The 15,664-nt window shown below is 43.8% G+C and carries 17 protein-coding genes; 7 read left to right on the top strand and 10 right to left on the bottom strand.

The window, feature by feature from the left end:
• Positions 1-35 precede the first annotated feature (35 nt).
• Positions 36-2,060: an elongation factor G gene (gene fusA, locus R7H07_RS03055; RefSeq protein ID WP_053304611.1), complete on the top strand. Its 2,025-nt coding sequence runs from the start codon at positions 36-38 to the stop codon at positions 2,058-2,060.
• A 75-nt stretch (positions 2,061-2,135) separates the two neighbouring features.
• Here fusA and R7H07_RS03060 read toward each other — a convergent pair whose 3' ends face one another.
• Positions 2,136-2,330, bottom strand: a complete 195-nt coding sequence (locus tag R7H07_RS03060) for a hypothetical protein (protein ID WP_005373920.1) — start codon at positions 2,328-2,330, stop codon at positions 2,136-2,138.
• A gap of 187 nt (positions 2,331-2,517) precedes the next feature.
• Between R7H07_RS03060 and R7H07_RS03065 the strand changes: the two genes are divergently transcribed.
• Positions 2,518-3,330 carry a phosphotransferase gene (locus R7H07_RS03065; protein WP_169644389.1) on the top strand — a complete coding sequence of 271 codons (813 nt, stop codon included), beginning with the start codon at positions 2,518-2,520 and terminating at the stop codon, positions 3,328-3,330.
• On the opposite strand, the gene nqrM is transcribed toward R7H07_RS03065, so the two are convergent.
• The 3 genes from nqrM to R7H07_RS03080 are packed head-to-tail and all read right to left on the bottom strand — an operon-like array spanning position 3,308 to position 4,306.
• Positions 3,308-3,517, bottom strand: a complete 210-nt coding sequence (gene nqrM, locus R7H07_RS03070; protein WP_025768002.1) for a (Na+)-NQR maturation NqrM — start codon at positions 3,515-3,517, stop codon at positions 3,308-3,310. The two genes, R7H07_RS03065 and nqrM, sit on opposite strands and share 23 nt — an antisense overlap.
• 1 nt (position 3,518) lies before the next feature.
• Entirely contained in the window at positions 3,519-4,019 is a 501-nt protein-coding gene (locus R7H07_RS03075; protein ID WP_025577643.1) for a NifB/NifX family molybdenum-iron cluster-binding protein, read from the bottom strand.
• Positions 4,016-4,306, bottom strand: coding sequence for a DUF134 domain-containing protein (locus R7H07_RS03080; RefSeq protein ID WP_005373924.1), 291 nt, complete (start codon positions 4,304-4,306; stop codon positions 4,016-4,018). The genes R7H07_RS03075 and R7H07_RS03080 overlap by 4 nt, the downstream gene beginning before the upstream one ends.
• A gap of 500 nt (positions 4,307-4,806) precedes the next feature.
• Here R7H07_RS03080 and R7H07_RS03085 point away from each other — a divergent pair, with 500 nt between their 5' ends.
• The 4 genes from R7H07_RS03085 to ompV all read left to right on the top strand — a co-directional run bounded on the left by R7H07_RS03085 (position 4,807) and on the right by ompV (position 8,727).
• Entirely contained in the window at positions 4,807-5,706 is a 900-nt protein-coding gene (locus tag R7H07_RS03085) for an ABC transporter permease (protein ID WP_005373926.1), read from the top strand.
• Positions 5,699-6,928 (top strand): glycine betaine/L-proline ABC transporter ATP-binding protein, encoded by a 1,230-nt coding sequence (locus R7H07_RS03090; protein ID WP_206958711.1) that lies wholly within the window; start codon positions 5,699-5,701, stop codon positions 6,926-6,928. Before R7H07_RS03085 ends, R7H07_RS03090 begins: the two co-directional genes overlap by 8 nt.
• 261 nt (positions 6,929-7,189) lie before the next feature.
• A complete protein-coding gene (locus R7H07_RS03095; RefSeq protein ID WP_005373930.1) occupies positions 7,190-7,723 on the top strand; it encodes a copper resistance protein NlpE in 534 nt (177 codons plus the stop codon).
• A 227-nt stretch (positions 7,724-7,950) separates the two neighbouring features.
• The gene (ompV, locus tag R7H07_RS03100) at positions 7,951-8,727 is read left to right on the top strand and encodes an outer membrane protein OmpV (RefSeq protein WP_017635134.1); all 777 of its coding nucleotides are present in this window, start codon (positions 7,951-7,953) and stop codon (positions 8,725-8,727) included.
• A gap of 75 nt (positions 8,728-8,802) precedes the next feature.
• Here ompV and R7H07_RS03105 read toward each other — a convergent pair whose 3' ends face one another.
• The 3 genes from R7H07_RS03105 to R7H07_RS03115 all read right to left on the bottom strand — a co-directional run bounded on the left by R7H07_RS03105 (position 8,803) and on the right by R7H07_RS03115 (position 12,310).
• The gene (locus R7H07_RS03105; protein ID WP_064354517.1) at positions 8,803-10,470 is read right to left on the bottom strand and encodes an ABC transporter substrate-binding protein; all 1,668 of its coding nucleotides are present in this window, start codon (positions 10,468-10,470) and stop codon (positions 8,803-8,805) included.
• A gap of 160 nt (positions 10,471-10,630) precedes the next feature.
• On the bottom strand, positions 10,631-11,245 hold the full coding sequence (locus tag R7H07_RS03110) for an outer membrane beta-barrel protein (protein WP_005373936.1): 615 nt from the start codon (positions 11,243-11,245) through the stop codon (positions 10,631-10,633).
• A gap of 180 nt (positions 11,246-11,425) precedes the next feature.
• Entirely contained in the window at positions 11,426-12,310 is an 885-nt protein-coding gene (locus R7H07_RS03115) for a LysR family transcriptional regulator (protein ID WP_005387224.1), read from the bottom strand.
• Between the two features lie 93 nt (positions 12,311-12,403).
• Here R7H07_RS03115 and R7H07_RS03120 point away from each other — a divergent pair, with 93 nt between their 5' ends.
• Entirely contained in the window at positions 12,404-13,285 is an 882-nt protein-coding gene (locus R7H07_RS03120; protein WP_206958710.1) for a DMT family transporter, read from the top strand.
• Between the two features lie 21 nt (positions 13,286-13,306).
• Here R7H07_RS03120 and R7H07_RS03125 read toward each other — a convergent pair whose 3' ends face one another.
• From R7H07_RS03125 to R7H07_RS03135, 3 genes are all read right to left on the bottom strand, one after another.
• The gene (locus R7H07_RS03125) at positions 13,307-14,128 is read right to left on the bottom strand and encodes a methyltransferase domain-containing protein (protein WP_206958709.1); all 822 of its coding nucleotides are present in this window, start codon (positions 14,126-14,128) and stop codon (positions 13,307-13,309) included.
• A 170-nt stretch (positions 14,129-14,298) separates the two neighbouring features.
• Positions 14,299-14,817: a glycine zipper 2TM domain-containing protein gene (locus R7H07_RS03130; protein ID WP_005373945.1), complete on the bottom strand. Its 519-nt coding sequence runs from the start codon at positions 14,815-14,817 to the stop codon at positions 14,299-14,301.
• Between the two features lie 214 nt (positions 14,818-15,031).
• On the bottom strand, positions 15,032-15,391 hold the full coding sequence (locus R7H07_RS03135; protein WP_005373947.1) for a hypothetical protein: 360 nt from the start codon (positions 15,389-15,391) through the stop codon (positions 15,032-15,034).
• Positions 15,392-15,664: the final 273 nt, after the last annotated feature.

Genomic DNA, 15,664 nt, shown 5'->3' on the forward strand with positions numbered 1-15,664 from the left:
CGTAGGTTTTTCACGCCATCTTGCAAGGAGGCTCTATGCCTATCAATAAAATACGCAATATCGCTTTTGTCGGCCAAACCGGGACCGGTAAAACCACGCTGATAGAAAAACTGCTCTTTACCTGTGATGCCACGCACCATTTAGGCAGCGTAGAAAAAGGCGATACCGTTACCGACTTCGATCCTCAATCCATCCAATATCAACACAGTATTGAAGCAACGCCAGTCGCACTGCGCTGGAATAAACACCGGCTCAATGTCATCGACACTCCGGGACAAAACGAGTTACTTGGCCGTACTATCAGCGTTTTTCCTGCCGTTGAAACATCCGCCCTTGTCATCGACCCTCAAACACCGCTTAACCAAACTTCCGATCGCTTATTCACCTTTGCAAAAGAGCAGCAAAAATGTCAGATGATCATCATCAATAAGCTCGATAACCACGGTAATCAGTTAGAGAGATTGATGGAGAACATCGTTGAGCATTTTGGGGACCACTGCTTGCCGATCAACTTACCTTCGGCTGATGGGGAATCTGTAGTTGACTGCTATTTCGAACCAGAATTGGGACGAGAAACCTTACTTGCAACGGTAGATGAAGCTCATGAGACCCTAATTGACCAAGTTATCGAAGTCGATGAAGAACTGATGGAACTGTATCTGGAACAAGGCTCCGAACTCACCGCAGAGCAACTGCATGATCCGTTTGAAGAAGCACTAAGAACTGGACATGTGATTCCGGTCTGTTTTGTCTCAGCACAAACCGGCACGGGCGTCGAGTTGCTGCTGCGCACCTTGGCGGAGATCATGCCCATGCCAAACGAGGGTAACCCTCCTCAACTGGAAAAAAACGGCAAAAAAATCAAAGTAAATTGCGAAACCTTAGAGCACACCGTCGCACACGTGTACAAAGTCAGCGTCGACCCATATATGGGAAAACTTGCCTACTTACGTGTGTATCAGGGGGAAATCAATGCGGGCAGCCAGCTTTATATTGGCGAAAGCAACAAGGCATTTAAAGTTGGGCACTTATATCAACTGCAGGGCAAAGATAGAACCGAGATCCCTCGCGCGCTTGCGGGCGACTTCTGCGTTTTAGCCAAAGTGGATGATCTCGAATTCGATTCAATCGTTCATGACTCTCACGAAGAAGATGGAGTTCAACTCAAAACGTTGGATCTTCCTGACTCCATGTATTCTTTGTGCTTGAAGCCTCTTAAGCGTGGAGATGAGCAAAAATTAGGAGATGTGCTGAATAAAATTGCCAGTGAAGATCCTTCGCTGCGCATCGAACATCGCGCTCGCACCAACGAAACCATCATCAGCGGCCAAGGGGAGTTTCACCTCAAAGTCGCATTAGAAAAGATGGCGAACGTGTACAAACTGGACGTCGAAACCTGCCAACCAAGCGTCGAATACTTTGAAACCATCACCAAACCTGCCGAAGGGCATTATCGACACAAAAAACAAAGTGGCGGTGCAGGCCAGTTTGGTGAAGTGCAATTGAACGTTCGTCCACTCGAACGTGGTGCCGGATTTAAGTTCATCAACAAAGTGGTGGGTGGCGCCATCCCAACCGCGCTCATTCCTGCTGTTGAAAAAGGTATTTTGCAAGCGTTAGAGGAAGGCGCGATTTCTGGCAACCCAATTAAGGATGTGGAAGTCACCGTTTATGACGGTAAATATCACTCCGTCGATTCGAAAGAAATTGCGTTTGTCATCGCAGGTAAGAAAGCCTTTTTAGATGCGATTAACAACGCCGATCCTATTGTGCTGGAGCCAATTGTCCAAATGGAGTTACACGTCCCAACCACAAACGTCGGTGACGTGTCTGGGGATTTGTCAGGTAATCGAGGATTAATAGAAGGCACCGAACCGATTGATAGCCAATTCACGTTGTTGAAAGCCAAGTCACCAGTAAACGAGCTGCAAGATTACGCTCGTCGATTACGCTCCATCACCGGTGGCGAAGGCAGCTTTAGTATGACCTTAAGCCATTACGAGCCCGCGCCACCAGCAGTGCAGAAGCAAGTCTGCCAAGGCAGTGCACAACAAGGTTAATTCCCTACGATTCAAATCAATCATACAAATAAAAAAGCGCCCTCATTTTGAGGGCGCTTTTAGGTAAAAGAAAAATTATTTATCGAGAGACAAACCTATCTGACTGATTTTGCTTTCAAACTCTTCGATGCTGTTCGCTTTGTAAGTCGGAGCACCGTTAAAGTAGCGCGGTTTCTCTGGCAGCATCGCATTTTTCAGCTCTTGTTCTTGGTCGATATTGTCATGGTAAACCGTTACACGATTTGGAATATCCTGCTTCATTACAGCCATTGTGGTTCTCCTTTATTAAGACGAATAGTAAGCGTAGAACGAATTTATCGGAGTACAGGCGTAACTGTGTAAAATTTAGACACCAACGACAAAATCATATTTAAACAGTTGCATTTAATATTTTTGAGGCACTTTGTCGTGGCTATTGGCAAACGTGAGTGCAGCGATTAAGGTGAGCTCTCTCTACATGAAGACAGGAAGTCCGGTGTCGCAGCAAGAACTCAACCAAATGGGCAGTGCCAAAGTTTTTCTCATCGAAAAAGATGGCGTCCAAGTAATAGAAAAACGTAACCCTACTCAAATAGAAGTGACGTTTTATCAACGCTATGCCGAACAGTTTAACGCGCTTGGAATACACGTACCGCGCTTGATTCAATTCGACGACCAGAAAAACGTTCTGCACATTGAATACGTTCCCCACGCAGTCGAGCAAGCATTCTTACTTGAAGATGGTCGAGTCATTGAACAACTCGTCAAACTGCACCAACTTCCACCAACATCAGATGGTATTTATCACCGCCACCAGTGGACACCACAAGCGACTCAACAAGCACTCGCTACACTTGAACTGGGCTCAGAGACAGAACAGTTCTTCCACAACCTCCAACAACGATCGGCGCACCTTTTCGATGGGCAGAACTTGATCTCCGGAGACTCGAATGCTGGAAACTGGGGACAGCGCGAAAATGGCGAACTAGTGCTGTTCGACTGGGAACGCTTTTCTACAGGGCATGTCGCGATAGATTTAGCGCCGCTCATCGAAGGCATGGGCACATTTGATGATTACTTGAAGGTGGCAGGCAGATATATAAAGTGCGCCGAGAAAGGTGAAACAACAGAATTGGCGCGCGATATCGGACTAGCAAAAGCGTGGATCGTTGTCGAGGTAGTCAACATACTGGTCTCCAGAGAGAATCCGCAGACCAGCAAGTATTTGGACTGGTTTCGGCAAACCTTGCCGCAATGGGCCAAAAGCCTTAGTGCTCAGGTGATGAGTTAGGCTCTGAGATTTGATGTAAACGCCTTTCAGGTTCTGCGCATGAGGTTTCGCAGTTGCATACTTTATCAACACCGACGTTGTTTAAACCGCCGCAACTTCCTTGAATGCGCTTGTTGTGAAAAATGACGCCAAGTGACATCAACAAAATGATTGCGAGAAAACCAAGAAAGGTAAATAACCAAACCATATTAACCTGCCTTATTAGCCATCGACTCTAGCTTAAGTATAGCAGGGCTAGATGTTGCTTTGAGTAGCGCTTTAGGTCTTGCCAACAAGGAGGGTTTTGATTTTGGGCCACCACAGGAGCCGCAGCCACCTTTTTGTTTGTGAACACTTTTCTTATGATTGTTTGATGGGCGTCCTTGAGAGGGCTCAATCAAAGGCTCTCTTGGAACCGCAAGCACATCTTCCAATGAACTACGAGTAGACAGCCTAAATACTGGCGTGCCACTGCTAAGTAGCTTTGCCAATACACGTTCACCAATATTTCGCACAAGAACAGCATCCACATTGTACCCTTGTAGAGACTGAATCAACTGAGACTTCGCATTACAACCCGCTTGTGGCATAGAAGCAATGTTCGCTAAGTTTTTTAGCATACCGTCAGTATCAGAATAAATAGCGATGTATGGTGCTTTTACAAAGTGGTTTGCCACCCGCTCACCATCATTAGGAATAGCATAAATCATAAGTTTGACTCCTCATTCGGAAAAACTAATGCATGACCTTCAACTAAACTTTTTGCGACTTTCAATCTTGCACTTTTTACTGTGTTACCAAAAGTTTGTCTAGAAACGCCCATCTGCTCCGCAGCTTGCTGCTGGCTAAGCCCCTCTAAGTCGGCTAAACGTAGCGCTTCTAACTCTTCTGGTAATATGGCGACTTGCTCCAACTGATTAAATGGAATGCCATTGGGCTTAAAGCAATGGTGAGCCGCACGTCCGCATATTCGTCTTTCTATCTTTGGTCTTGCCATCATTGTCCCTCAAAAACACAGAGTCAAATTACGCCTTAAACTGGCATATGCCAATAACATTTTTAGCATATGCCAATAAACTAAGTTTGCAAAAATCAACACGACAAATACGTAATACATCAGCATTAATTAGACATCTAATAATTTAGGAATTTTGATGACAAACGAACAAAAAGATCAATTCTAATTAACCGGATAATAAAAACGTTAGTTTGCGCAGATTTTTCATACAAATACACGCTAATGTGTTCATTTTATTGAAGAAGAAAAACTATAATCCAAGCAAATCATTAGTTTGAACACTAATGATTGTTTTATTTAAAAGGATGTATACCTAAGAAACGAAAAAGAGAAGTTTGACGACATTGGCCTGAGCTTAAAGGGTAATACTTTCGATACAGAACCTGTCGAACGAACATTACTTGGCCTAGGTGCCCTACTCTTCTTGCCAAATTAAGTTTCTTGAGAGCGCTTAGGTATATCAGAAAAAGGAAGTACATATGTCTGACTCAAATTGGCTCAGCGAATTCCCGGAAATGGATGCCTCTGATCTCAGGGCGATTCGCAAAACACTCGACGGCGCCTATAGAGATTTCTCTCGCGAGTATGGTGAACTCATTGAGTCTCTGTTTGATCCGCTCCTTGCGTTTCTTGTCTGGTTTGAAAAACTTCTGATTTCTACACCTTGGTTCATTATTTTAGGTGTCTGCACCACTCTCGTTTATGCCGCCAGCCGCTCTTGGAAACTGGCCGCTGCATGTTTTGGTTCGCTGATTCTGATTGGCTATTTTGGAATGTGGGAAGACACTATGCGCACGCTCAGTATCATCACTGTATGTACTATGCTTGCCATCGCACTTGGTATCCCTATCGGCATCGCTATGGCGCGCTCTAATCGCATTCAGTCGGTGGTAACACCATTACTCGACGTCATGCAAACCATGCCGGCATTTGTGTATCTCATTCCAGTTGTGATGTTATTGGGCATCGGGAAAATTCCTGGCCTTATCGCAGTAGTGATCTACGCGATTCCACCGGTTATTCGTTTAACCAATTTGGGCATTCGTCTAGTTGATAAAGAAGTATTGGAAGCCGCAACCGCATTTGGTGCCAGCACTCGGCAACGGCTTTTTGGGGTTCAGCTTCCGCTTGCAATGCCAACCATCATGGCGGGAATTAACCAAACGATCATGATGGCACTGTCAATGGTGGTCATCGCATCAATGATTGGGGTAAAAGGTTTAGGTCAGCCTGTTCTAAAGTCTATTACCAATCAATATTTCACTCTTGGTCTTCTCAATGGTTTAGCAATTGTCGCCCTAGCAATCCTTTTTGATCGTGCTTCACAAGCGTATGCGAAACGCACTCAAGCTCATTTAGGAGACTCAAAACATGACTAGTCCACTTATCGAAATCAGCGGTCTGTATAAAATCTTCGGCCCCAAGCCCAATAGCGTGATTGAGCGCGTTAAGTTGGGACATAGTAAAGAGCAGGTTTTAGCGGAAACGGGCCATACGGTCGGACTAAAAGACATCAACCTGCAAATTCAAAAGGGTGAAATTTTTGTCATTATGGGATTATCCGGTTCTGGAAAATCCACCATGATTCGCCACTTCAACCGATTAATCGATCCAACCATGGGGCAGATTTTGGTAGAAGGGGTGGATGTCATGCAACTTTCTAACAAAGAGCTTGAACAGTTTCGCCGTCACAAGATGTCTATGGTGTTCCAACGCTTTGGCTTGCTGCCTCATCGCACTGTTATCGACAACATCGCATATGGTTTAGAAGTTCAGGGAATAAATAAAGAGGCGCGCTTAGAAAAAGCAAATGAATGGTTAGAAACCGTTGGACTGACGGGTTATGAGCACCAGTATCCTGCTCAACTATCGGGTGGACAGCAACAGCGTGTGGGCCTTGCACGGGCACTGGCTACCGACGCCGAAATACTGTTGATGGACGAGGCTTTCTCAGCATTGGACCCTCTGATTCGGAGCGAAATGCAAGATCAGTTGGTAGAGCTGCAACAGAAGCTGCACAAAACCATTATTTTCATTACTCATGATTTAGATGAAGCGCTTCGACTTGGCGATCGCATCGCGATACTTAAAGACGGTGAACTTGTCCAACAAGGTTCACCGGACGAAATCTTACTGCATCCTGCCGATGAGTACGTTGAAGCCTTTGTAAAAGACGTCAATAGAGCGCGAGCACTGACGGTCGAAACGCTGATGCAGCCACCTTCGTACTGTGTTCGCGCTGAAACCATTGAAGATGCGCTGAGTGAAATGAAACGTGTTAAACGTGATTATGCCTACCATGAGACCAATGCAGGCTATCAAGGCGTGATAACACAGCAAGGATTGCTAAACGCAGCGAAGTTAACTCACCTATCAGATTGGCGTGATGATATCTATGAAGAGGTGCCTATCATCTCTCCACATTTAGCCATTGAGCAAGTGCTGACTGAAGTCATGTCGTGTGAACATTCACTGCCCGTCATCGATGAGCACGGCCATTTGAAAGGCGAATTAAATCGTCAGGTTATTGCGGAGCTGTTTTCTGATCAACGAAGCACAAAACGAGGCACTTCACGCTCAAGCTTCAATAACGTTTCTTAGATGATGTTGATAATACAACTCACAATAATGTGGGCTGTTATCAATTAACTCGCTCCCACTCCCCTTTTTAGATATTTATCTGTGGGCTCAAGCTTGATACCCAAATCAACATTTACATTGTTCTGATTTTCCTGACAATTTCATGCTCATATCCGGTTTTATTGACATAGTTAGATCATTCTATTGCTTTTTGATGACGCAAATCCCCGATAAATGTCTACTATTACTCTCATACAAAATCTTGATTTAAAGAGGGATAAAATGAAAAAGACAATGTTGGCACTAACAGGCGCGGTAATCATTCTTGCAGGCTGTCAAGATGAGAAACCTGCCGAAACAAGCGCAGTTGAAGTACCTCAGGCAACGGAAACTGAAGTCACCACCAGTGCAGACGTTACGACTGAGACAATTGACACGTTACCAGTAGAAGAAGAACAGGTAATTACTGAAGAGACATTTGTAGACTCTGAACACAACGCACAAAGTGCTCTGGACTGGAACGGCACCTACAAAGGAACACTACCTTGCGCGGATTGTGCTGGTATCGATATGACCATCACACTAAATCAAGATGGCACTTACGTACTTGAAGAAAGCTACCAAGACAAAGAAGACGGTCAATCAAAATCTGAAGGTCAATTCACTTGGGACGCAAATGGCAGCATCGTAACGTTGACAAATGAAGATGCACCAAACCAGTACTTTGTTGGTGAAAACGTACTTATGAAGCTAGACATGAATGGCGAAAAAGTAACGGGTGACCTAGCACCACTATACAACTTAACGAAACAGTAAGAAGTTAGTATCAATACCTGATAAATACCCCAAATCCGAGCCACCCCAGCTCGGATTTTTTCGCTGTTTTAACGAAAGCTATTCCAGCAACCTTTCTATTCTGAAGCAACATTCTGCTTCTTACCCTGATTGTTCATTACATTTCCATACGCTTTGCCGATAGATGCTTACAACGTCATTTTGTACAGTGTTCAAAACAAAACAAAACAGAACAACTCGGAAAAATGATGAAAAAAACATTAATTGCACTACTTACTCTGACAGCTGCTGGCTCAGCTTTCGCTGGCGATACTTACATTCGTAACGGTAACATCTACAACAACGAAGGCGGTTGGAACGTAGAAGCTGGTGTGGCTCAAGGCAGCGATCTTTTCAAAGATCAAAAGCATAATACAGCACCAATTCTCAACGGTGGTTACCATGGTGACGACTTTAATGCCGACCTAAGTGGCATTAACTACCGCTTCTTCGGTAACACCAATGAGTTAATCAACATGAGTGCCTACCTTGTAGGTAGTGGTGTAATGCGCGACGGTGATACAGCGAAAAGCCTGAAAGGCACAGATAAACGCCGTTTCGCCGTCGATCTAGGTTTAAACGCAGACTTTACACTGGATCAAAACAACGTCATTTCTACATACCTTCAGCACGATATCAGCGGTGCTTACAAAGGTTACTTAGCGGGCGCGACTTACTTCCACATCATGAAATTCGGTAGTGTTGATTTTGTTCCTTTTGCTAACCTAACTTATCAAAGTGAAGACTACGTAGATTACTACTTTGGTGTGAAACAACGCGAAGCAAACGCAAACCGCAAAGCATACAAAGGTGATTCAACGGTAAGCTATGGTGTGGGCTACAAACTTGTTATGCCAATCAACGACAACTGGCAAGTAAGCCAAATGACACAATACACGCGCCTAGGCAGCGGTATCAGCGACTCTTCTATCGTTGATAGCGCAAACCAATGGGTTGTTGGCGCAAGTGTGTCGTACAACTTCTAATCCGATACGCCCTTATAAAGCCATCATTTCGATGGCTTTATGCGTTGGACATTTGCATAATCTTGAACACCGACTCTAGTGTGAATGAGCAATCCATAACCTATGTAAATCGCTATAGCCTGTATTCTTCACCTGCACACCTCGCACTTGCTGTGTTTTTGTCACTTCTTCGTAGCCAACAAACAAAGGCAAATATAGGTACTGATCGCGCAGCGCTTTCTCTAGGTTTAATAAAGACTGTAGCGAGTGATCATCTGCCATCGCCCTGCGAACCTTTTCTCTATGGCTTAACATCTGGCTTTGATCAAAACTAAAACGCAGTCCAGTTGCTATCGACAGCCATTCGAAGATGCCATATTCAAATGGTGCTTCCATGACTTCCTCAATGAAGAGCAAATCTGCTTGGTGAGACACTACCTCAGGAAAACTAATGTCATCAATAACAATGATCTCTAACTCTAATCCCGTTGCACGAATCACACTGTGCAACCATTCGGAATGACGAATTAAACTCGGAATCGTCCAGACAGGTTCAGCTAATACCACTTTACCTTTCAGTTTAGGTATCACAACACCATCTGTTATTGATAAATCTTGCTCGTGAGTCTCTAACTGAATGCTGTCAACGGCACTTGGCGCATCATAAATTCGCTTTTGCACATGGATGTAATCAGCGAGTTGATACCAAGTCTCTTTTGTGAGTTGGGATTCCACGCGTTCGCGGTAGGTCAAATATGAAAATGCGCTAATTTTTTCCACTTCAACGTGATCGGAGCTTTGGTTAAAGCTCAACATATTTAAGGTTTTAACATCACCATGAGACAGCGTTATTTGATCTAACAATGCGCGTGCTGAAAAATACTCTTTGTGCGCTTCAAGAGTCATACTCTCCTGGTTCCAGCCGCTGATTTTAAATGGTCCAGTCCCTATGTGGTAGGAATAACTAGAACCGAAAGAGACGACATCTCGACACAGAATAGACGCATGAGGAGTTGCTAGCATGTATGGAAACAACTTGTTCGGATACTTCAATATAATTTTTAAGCAGTTAGATGTTTCTGCAACCACGCTATCAATACACTGCCAGAGCTCGTGAACTGGTCCTTTTATCTCCCTAAGTCTTTCTATACTCCAAACCACATCCTGTATGTTAAGGGGCTCGCCATCATGGCGATATATGCCTGGCCGCAACCATAACGTCATTACCTTGCCTTCCATTTTCCATTCGTGTGCTAACGATGGCTCGATACCACCATTGGAATTTTGGGTCAGCAATACGTCATAAACGCTTTTCGCGACGTGTAATTCAGTGTGACGGTAAGTATTCGCAGGGTCGATTTTGGATACCCAAGGGTAAGAAGAAATCAAAATAGCGTTATTTGATTCATTCAATCGATTCACTTTTTCAGAAGCGATAGTTAGTGCTCTAACCGCGGTTTGACCGAACCAATCAATAAGTTTCGTTATTGAGTTCATTCTTCCTCTGCCAAGCTCCTCAACCAAAAACTCGGTCATCGCTTGTTGGAGGGAAATATTAATACTGAGACGGCTAGCGTTACTTCGGCCAATCGCAGGTTGCCAATCGACCCAATCGTAAGTGGCAAGCTTTTTCATCACAATAGAAACATTGCGCCTCGACGTGCAAATCACCGCTTCTAGCTCAGAAAGCGTAACAAGGTGATACTGGTGAGGTTCAAAGTGCTTTAACAGTAGATCCAGATACCTAAGATTGACATCGTTCACAAAGATTCCTAAGAGTTATTCCAAAGCAAAAAAATAGCACAGGACGCTTAGCAACTAAACTTCCTGTGCTATATCTAAACAAATTCAAAGCTTGGACTCAGCTCGACCAACAGAAGTCAAAAACGTTTACTAAGCCAAGAGGTAACTTGAATAAGTATTCTTAGAAACGGTAGCTCATACCTACAGAGAACACATTGATGTCTGCATCAACCGTTACTTTTTCATTGCCAAATTTCGCAATGTCTAGCTCAGGCATCATGTATTCCCATTCAACTTGTAGAGCAAAGTTTTCAGTAATAGCGAACTCTGCGCCTAAACCGTACATGCCTGTTACAGTGCTGTCAGAAATGGTGGTATGGCCTGCGCTACCGTCAATCACAGAGTTGCTAATTTTGAATTCAGCATTGAAGTAAGAAAGACCAGCTTTAGCAAAAAGGTTGAAACGATCGCCAATCGGTAGAGTCGCTTTTGGCTGAATCGATAGATACTTCATATCACCAACAGTAACAACTTTGCCGTCTAAAGCATCGTAGCCACCAATGGCTGCTTCTAGAGAAATGTATTCGTTGAATTTGTAACCACCGAATACTTTGCCTGAAAGGCTTGAGTCATCTTCAAGTTTAAGTTTAGTGCTAGCGTTAGTACCACCACCATTGATAGAGCCATTAACATCACCAAACGATGCTTGACCTACAGATGCACCAACGTAAGGAGCTGCGTTTGCAACAGAACATGTTGCTAGAAGGGCTGTCATTAGCCATGTTTTTTTAAACATTGTATTTCACTGCCTGTTAATTATTGAGGTTGTGTTTTGCCCATCCTTAAGCATGCCATGCTATCCATTTCACTTGGTTTCAAAACCAAGTGGATGTTAATGAATAAAAACTCAATAAAACATGAAATATTTAGACACAACTTTGCCACTTTCTTTCTTAATTTTGACAATTTAGTCATTTCACAAGCATTGCTGCTTCAACCAGTTAGTGAGTTTGATGATTTCCGCTTGCTTGGCTCGACTCTTTTTATGAATAAAATAAAAGCTGTCGCCGGTTTCCAATCCATGAGAAGGGATGTACACCAAATCGTGCGCTTTATCTCTTTCATTGAGCATAAAATCATTCGCAAATGCGATGCCTTGGTCATAACGCGCCGCCTCTATTGCCAACAACATATGACTAAAATGTTGAACATCGACATCTTTCGGCAAGGTGTAACCGCCCGCTCTGCACCACTCAGCCCAGTCTTTTCCTCTCTCACGATAAATTGAGTCTGTCGACAAAATAGGGTATCGCCAAAGCGCTTCTGGAATCGGTTGATCTTGCAACTCTTTCCAAATTTTATGGCTGCAGACCGGATACAGCGTCTCCGCGTATAACTTTACCGACATGTAGTTTCGCTTTGGCTTTTCTACCGTGATAAAACAATCGCCAACGCTGTCTGTCTGTTCAGGATCACCAACGACCATATTGAGTGTCAGATCGATTTCTGGATGTAAGCGCTTAAAATCAGACAAACGAGGAATAAGCCACTTTACGGCAAGCGAGCTATAAATCGCCAACCGTATGCTGCCTTTGTCCCCTTCTCGCACCTTTTGGCTGGCCATCGCAATTGAGCTAATTGCTGGGCTAATATCCTCTAAATAGCGGGTGCCCGTATCGGACAAAGAGAGCTTTCTGCCTTGACGGATAAATAATGATTCACCCAAATAATCTTCTAATAGTCGTATCTGGTGACTAACGGCACTTTGCGTCACATTGAGTTCTTCAGCAGCAAGCGAAAAGCTAGAGTTTCTGGCAACAGATTCAAAACAGTGAACCGCTCTGAGTGGTGGCAATTTCATTATCTAAAAATCTCATACTTAAACTAATAAATATCACTTCACTTCATCCTATGACATCACCTACTCTTTGGCAAAGAAAGAGGAGAGGAAAAAGTGAAAGTTACATCGGTCGGAGCAGCGATGCTGCTATTAATTGTTGGAAATCTCATTGCGGTGCTTTCGGACTCTTTAATTAAAAGTGTCGGAAATGAAGTGCCTATTTTTCAATTTGTCTTTTTCCGACAAATTTCAGCGGTGCTTTTCCTGCTGCCAGTCTACTTGCTAACAAAAAATGCGCCTTTTCTTGAAGGGTTTAAGTGGCATGCTGTTCGCGCTCACGTATGGTTACTTGGTGCAATATTCATGGTTTTGGCGATCTCATCTTTACCGCTCGCAACTGCGAACGCGATCTTTTACGCCGCGCCATTGATCATGTTGCCGCTTGCAGCTATCTTTTTTGGCGAACAGCTATCTAAACAATCGGTCGCCGCAGCGATAATGGGCTTTGCCGGTGTATTGGTCATCATTCGTCCAGACCAAATCGATTGGGCAGCGATTTCAGCTTTAGTTGTTGCAATTACTTTAGCAATCAATAACTTGCTCATTCGAAAACTGCCAAAAAATCAGTCTGTGATGCAAACATTATTGATGACAAACTTGGCAGGTATTCCAGTAGCCTTCTTGCTTGTTCTGATCGAAGCAGAACCTTGGGACTGGAGTGCTTTCCCTGTTGCTGCTGGCTCAAGTCTGTTCATCATGATTTATGCAGCAACATGTGTCATCGCTTACCGCTCGATCGATAGCAACAAAATTGCCAGCGCTGAATACAGTGGCTTAATTGGTGCCGTGTTTGTGGGATTGATTTGGTTTGGAGAAGTGCCAGATATATTTATGGCAATAGGAACCATTATGATTGTTGTGCCTCTGGTTTGGCTTTCTAAACAAGAACGTCGTAAGAAAAAGTTGCAAGAGCAACAAGAAGCGCACGTTACTTAAAGTTGTGCTCTAACCCAAAGACTAAAAAACCGAGCCGTAAGTGCTCGGTTTTTTTATGTGGCTATAATCGGTTTTTACGTAAGCGACTACGTGAGATAAAAACTGCCTTGCAAAGCGATCATTAAACCGGATGCGATATTCATGCTCGGCTTCCGACACTAGACGCCAGCCTTCAGCAAAGTATTCTTTGATATCATCAACCGCCTCTTCTTTATTTTTGATGTGTTTCGCGTTCCACTGATAAGTGCAAGAGACAACGATCAGCCCACCCACCTTGGTGGTTTTTTTTAGAGCATTGATCACGCTAAGTGGCGACTCACATTGATCAATCACATTTAAACATACGACTAAATCAAAGCGAGATTGGAGAGTATCGAGCTCAAATGGCTGGTTAATTAGCGTCAAATCAACATGAGCACATTTCTGTACGATATCTCTATTCTCTACCTCTAAAGTGTTTAAGGTGTTCACATCGTGAAGGTAAGTAAGCTCGACGCGTTGTTCTTCTATTAATAGTTGCTTCAAGCCATCCATTAACCTATTTGAAGGCTCCACAAGCGTCGCTTCTTTAAGGTTAGGTAAGCGTTGCACTAACTCATAATAATTTCTTCCCAGCGCCGCCCCAACCTCAAGTAGGGAATACGGCTGAACGCTGCTTTCGATTACCGCCTGCGCAATAAAATCAGCAACTTGGGAGCAGTGAGGTGATGACAAAAAAGAAAGTGGGACTTGTTTTGAGCGACTGGTTATCATCTCAATCTGTTGATCCTCAATGAACTTGTCGAACCATTGCGCTTCGAAATAACCAGCCAGACCGTGCTCGGTCAGGTAAAAATCTTCCATGTTTTTTCCGTTCGTACTTTAAGAAAAGTGATTGTATCGAACGCGGAAATTAACGGGTATTTCTGGCCGCACATTCCAATGGGAAAACAGATGAAAACGCCGCTTATGTGAAAAAGCCCTTTCATCTCAAAGATAAAAGGGCTTGTTAATCGCTTCGGTTAAGTCGCTAACTATTGTGGTAGAACAACGTTACCATCTTGAATTGGGAACGTTTTTGTCGCTGGCTTGCTCGCCAAACGAACCGTCGTTGGTGCACCTGAAACTTCGTAAGTGACGTCGTAACCCACTACTTTATCAGATGTCGTATATTCTGTATGACACTGTTTTTTCGTCGTTGTTACTACATCACCTTTTTGCACATTCTCCTGGATCTTACGACCTGTCAGTGCACCAGCAATCGTACCAGCTGCAGTTGCAATCACTTTACCTGAGCCACCACCGATTTGGTTGCCCAGCGCTGCTCCAGCTGCTGCGCCACCAACCGTACCAATAATTTTATTGTCATCCGCAGGGGCAACTTGCTCGGTTACTACCACGTCTTTACATACTTGGTGCGGCTTTTTCACCGTTTCAGTCACCGCTTCAACCAAAGTAATGTTTGCTTGAGTTGGAGCTGGTGGCGTTTTGTCTTTACAGCCTGCTAGTACAGCAACAACTGCCGTTGCAATTGCGATAGATTTCATATTCATGATTTACATCCCAGTATGGTTTGCTTTGATGAGCGTTATGGTAAATCGCAAAAGGGAAATCACATCAGACGAAAACAAACCCTCTGTTATTAACAAGTAAAGAAACACTGTTTTATAAGAGGTACGTCAAGAAACACTCAGCAGAATGTCAACAGAGCTAAAACTGTATCACTACTGATTATGATTGGGCTGGACTAGTCTATGAGATTTATTTTTAAGCCAAGCTCAAAAATAGTTCGTCATCCGTTAAATACTTATGACGGTGGCTTAGATTACGCACGTGCATAAACATAAAATCAGGGAAACCAGGCGCTATAATGTTATTTGGTTCCCAGCATACACCGCCAACAAACACATATCGCCCCTGCTTGTCATCTTCGTGAAGGGGGTTATTAAGAGGAGAAGAAAACTCTGCTCGGCAACCTTCAACCACACAAACAATTTGTCCTTTAAAAAGGCCGATCACGCGCTTAACAAGATTTGCCTTGATGCCACATTTCCATGCTTGACGAGTGGCCATCTCATAGCCATATTTTCGGATCGCTTTCTTTTGCAAATGTACTACTAGGTTCATTTTGACTCCTGATTCAAGCAACTACGTGAAGCCCAAAGTCATAAAAGCAGATAGACGTCTATACCCGAGTGAGCTCATGGTACGTGGGAATAAACTACGTGATTAGACTGAGTTTAGTGTCGGATGAGATACACCGTCCACGATGCTGTAACGTATCGATTTACACCTATCAAAGGCAGATAACACATCAACTTTTGAGTGCTTTCCTGCGCTGTATCTGGTTACTTCTGTATATTACTATAACGAAATCACCCTCCACGTTTACCTATATAA

The organism is Vibrio sp. Vb1127 (genome assembly GCF_033338735.1).
In the GTDB taxonomy this organism is placed as follows: domain Bacteria; phylum Pseudomonadota; class Gammaproteobacteria; order Enterobacterales; family Vibrionaceae; genus Vibrio; species Vibrio alginolyticus.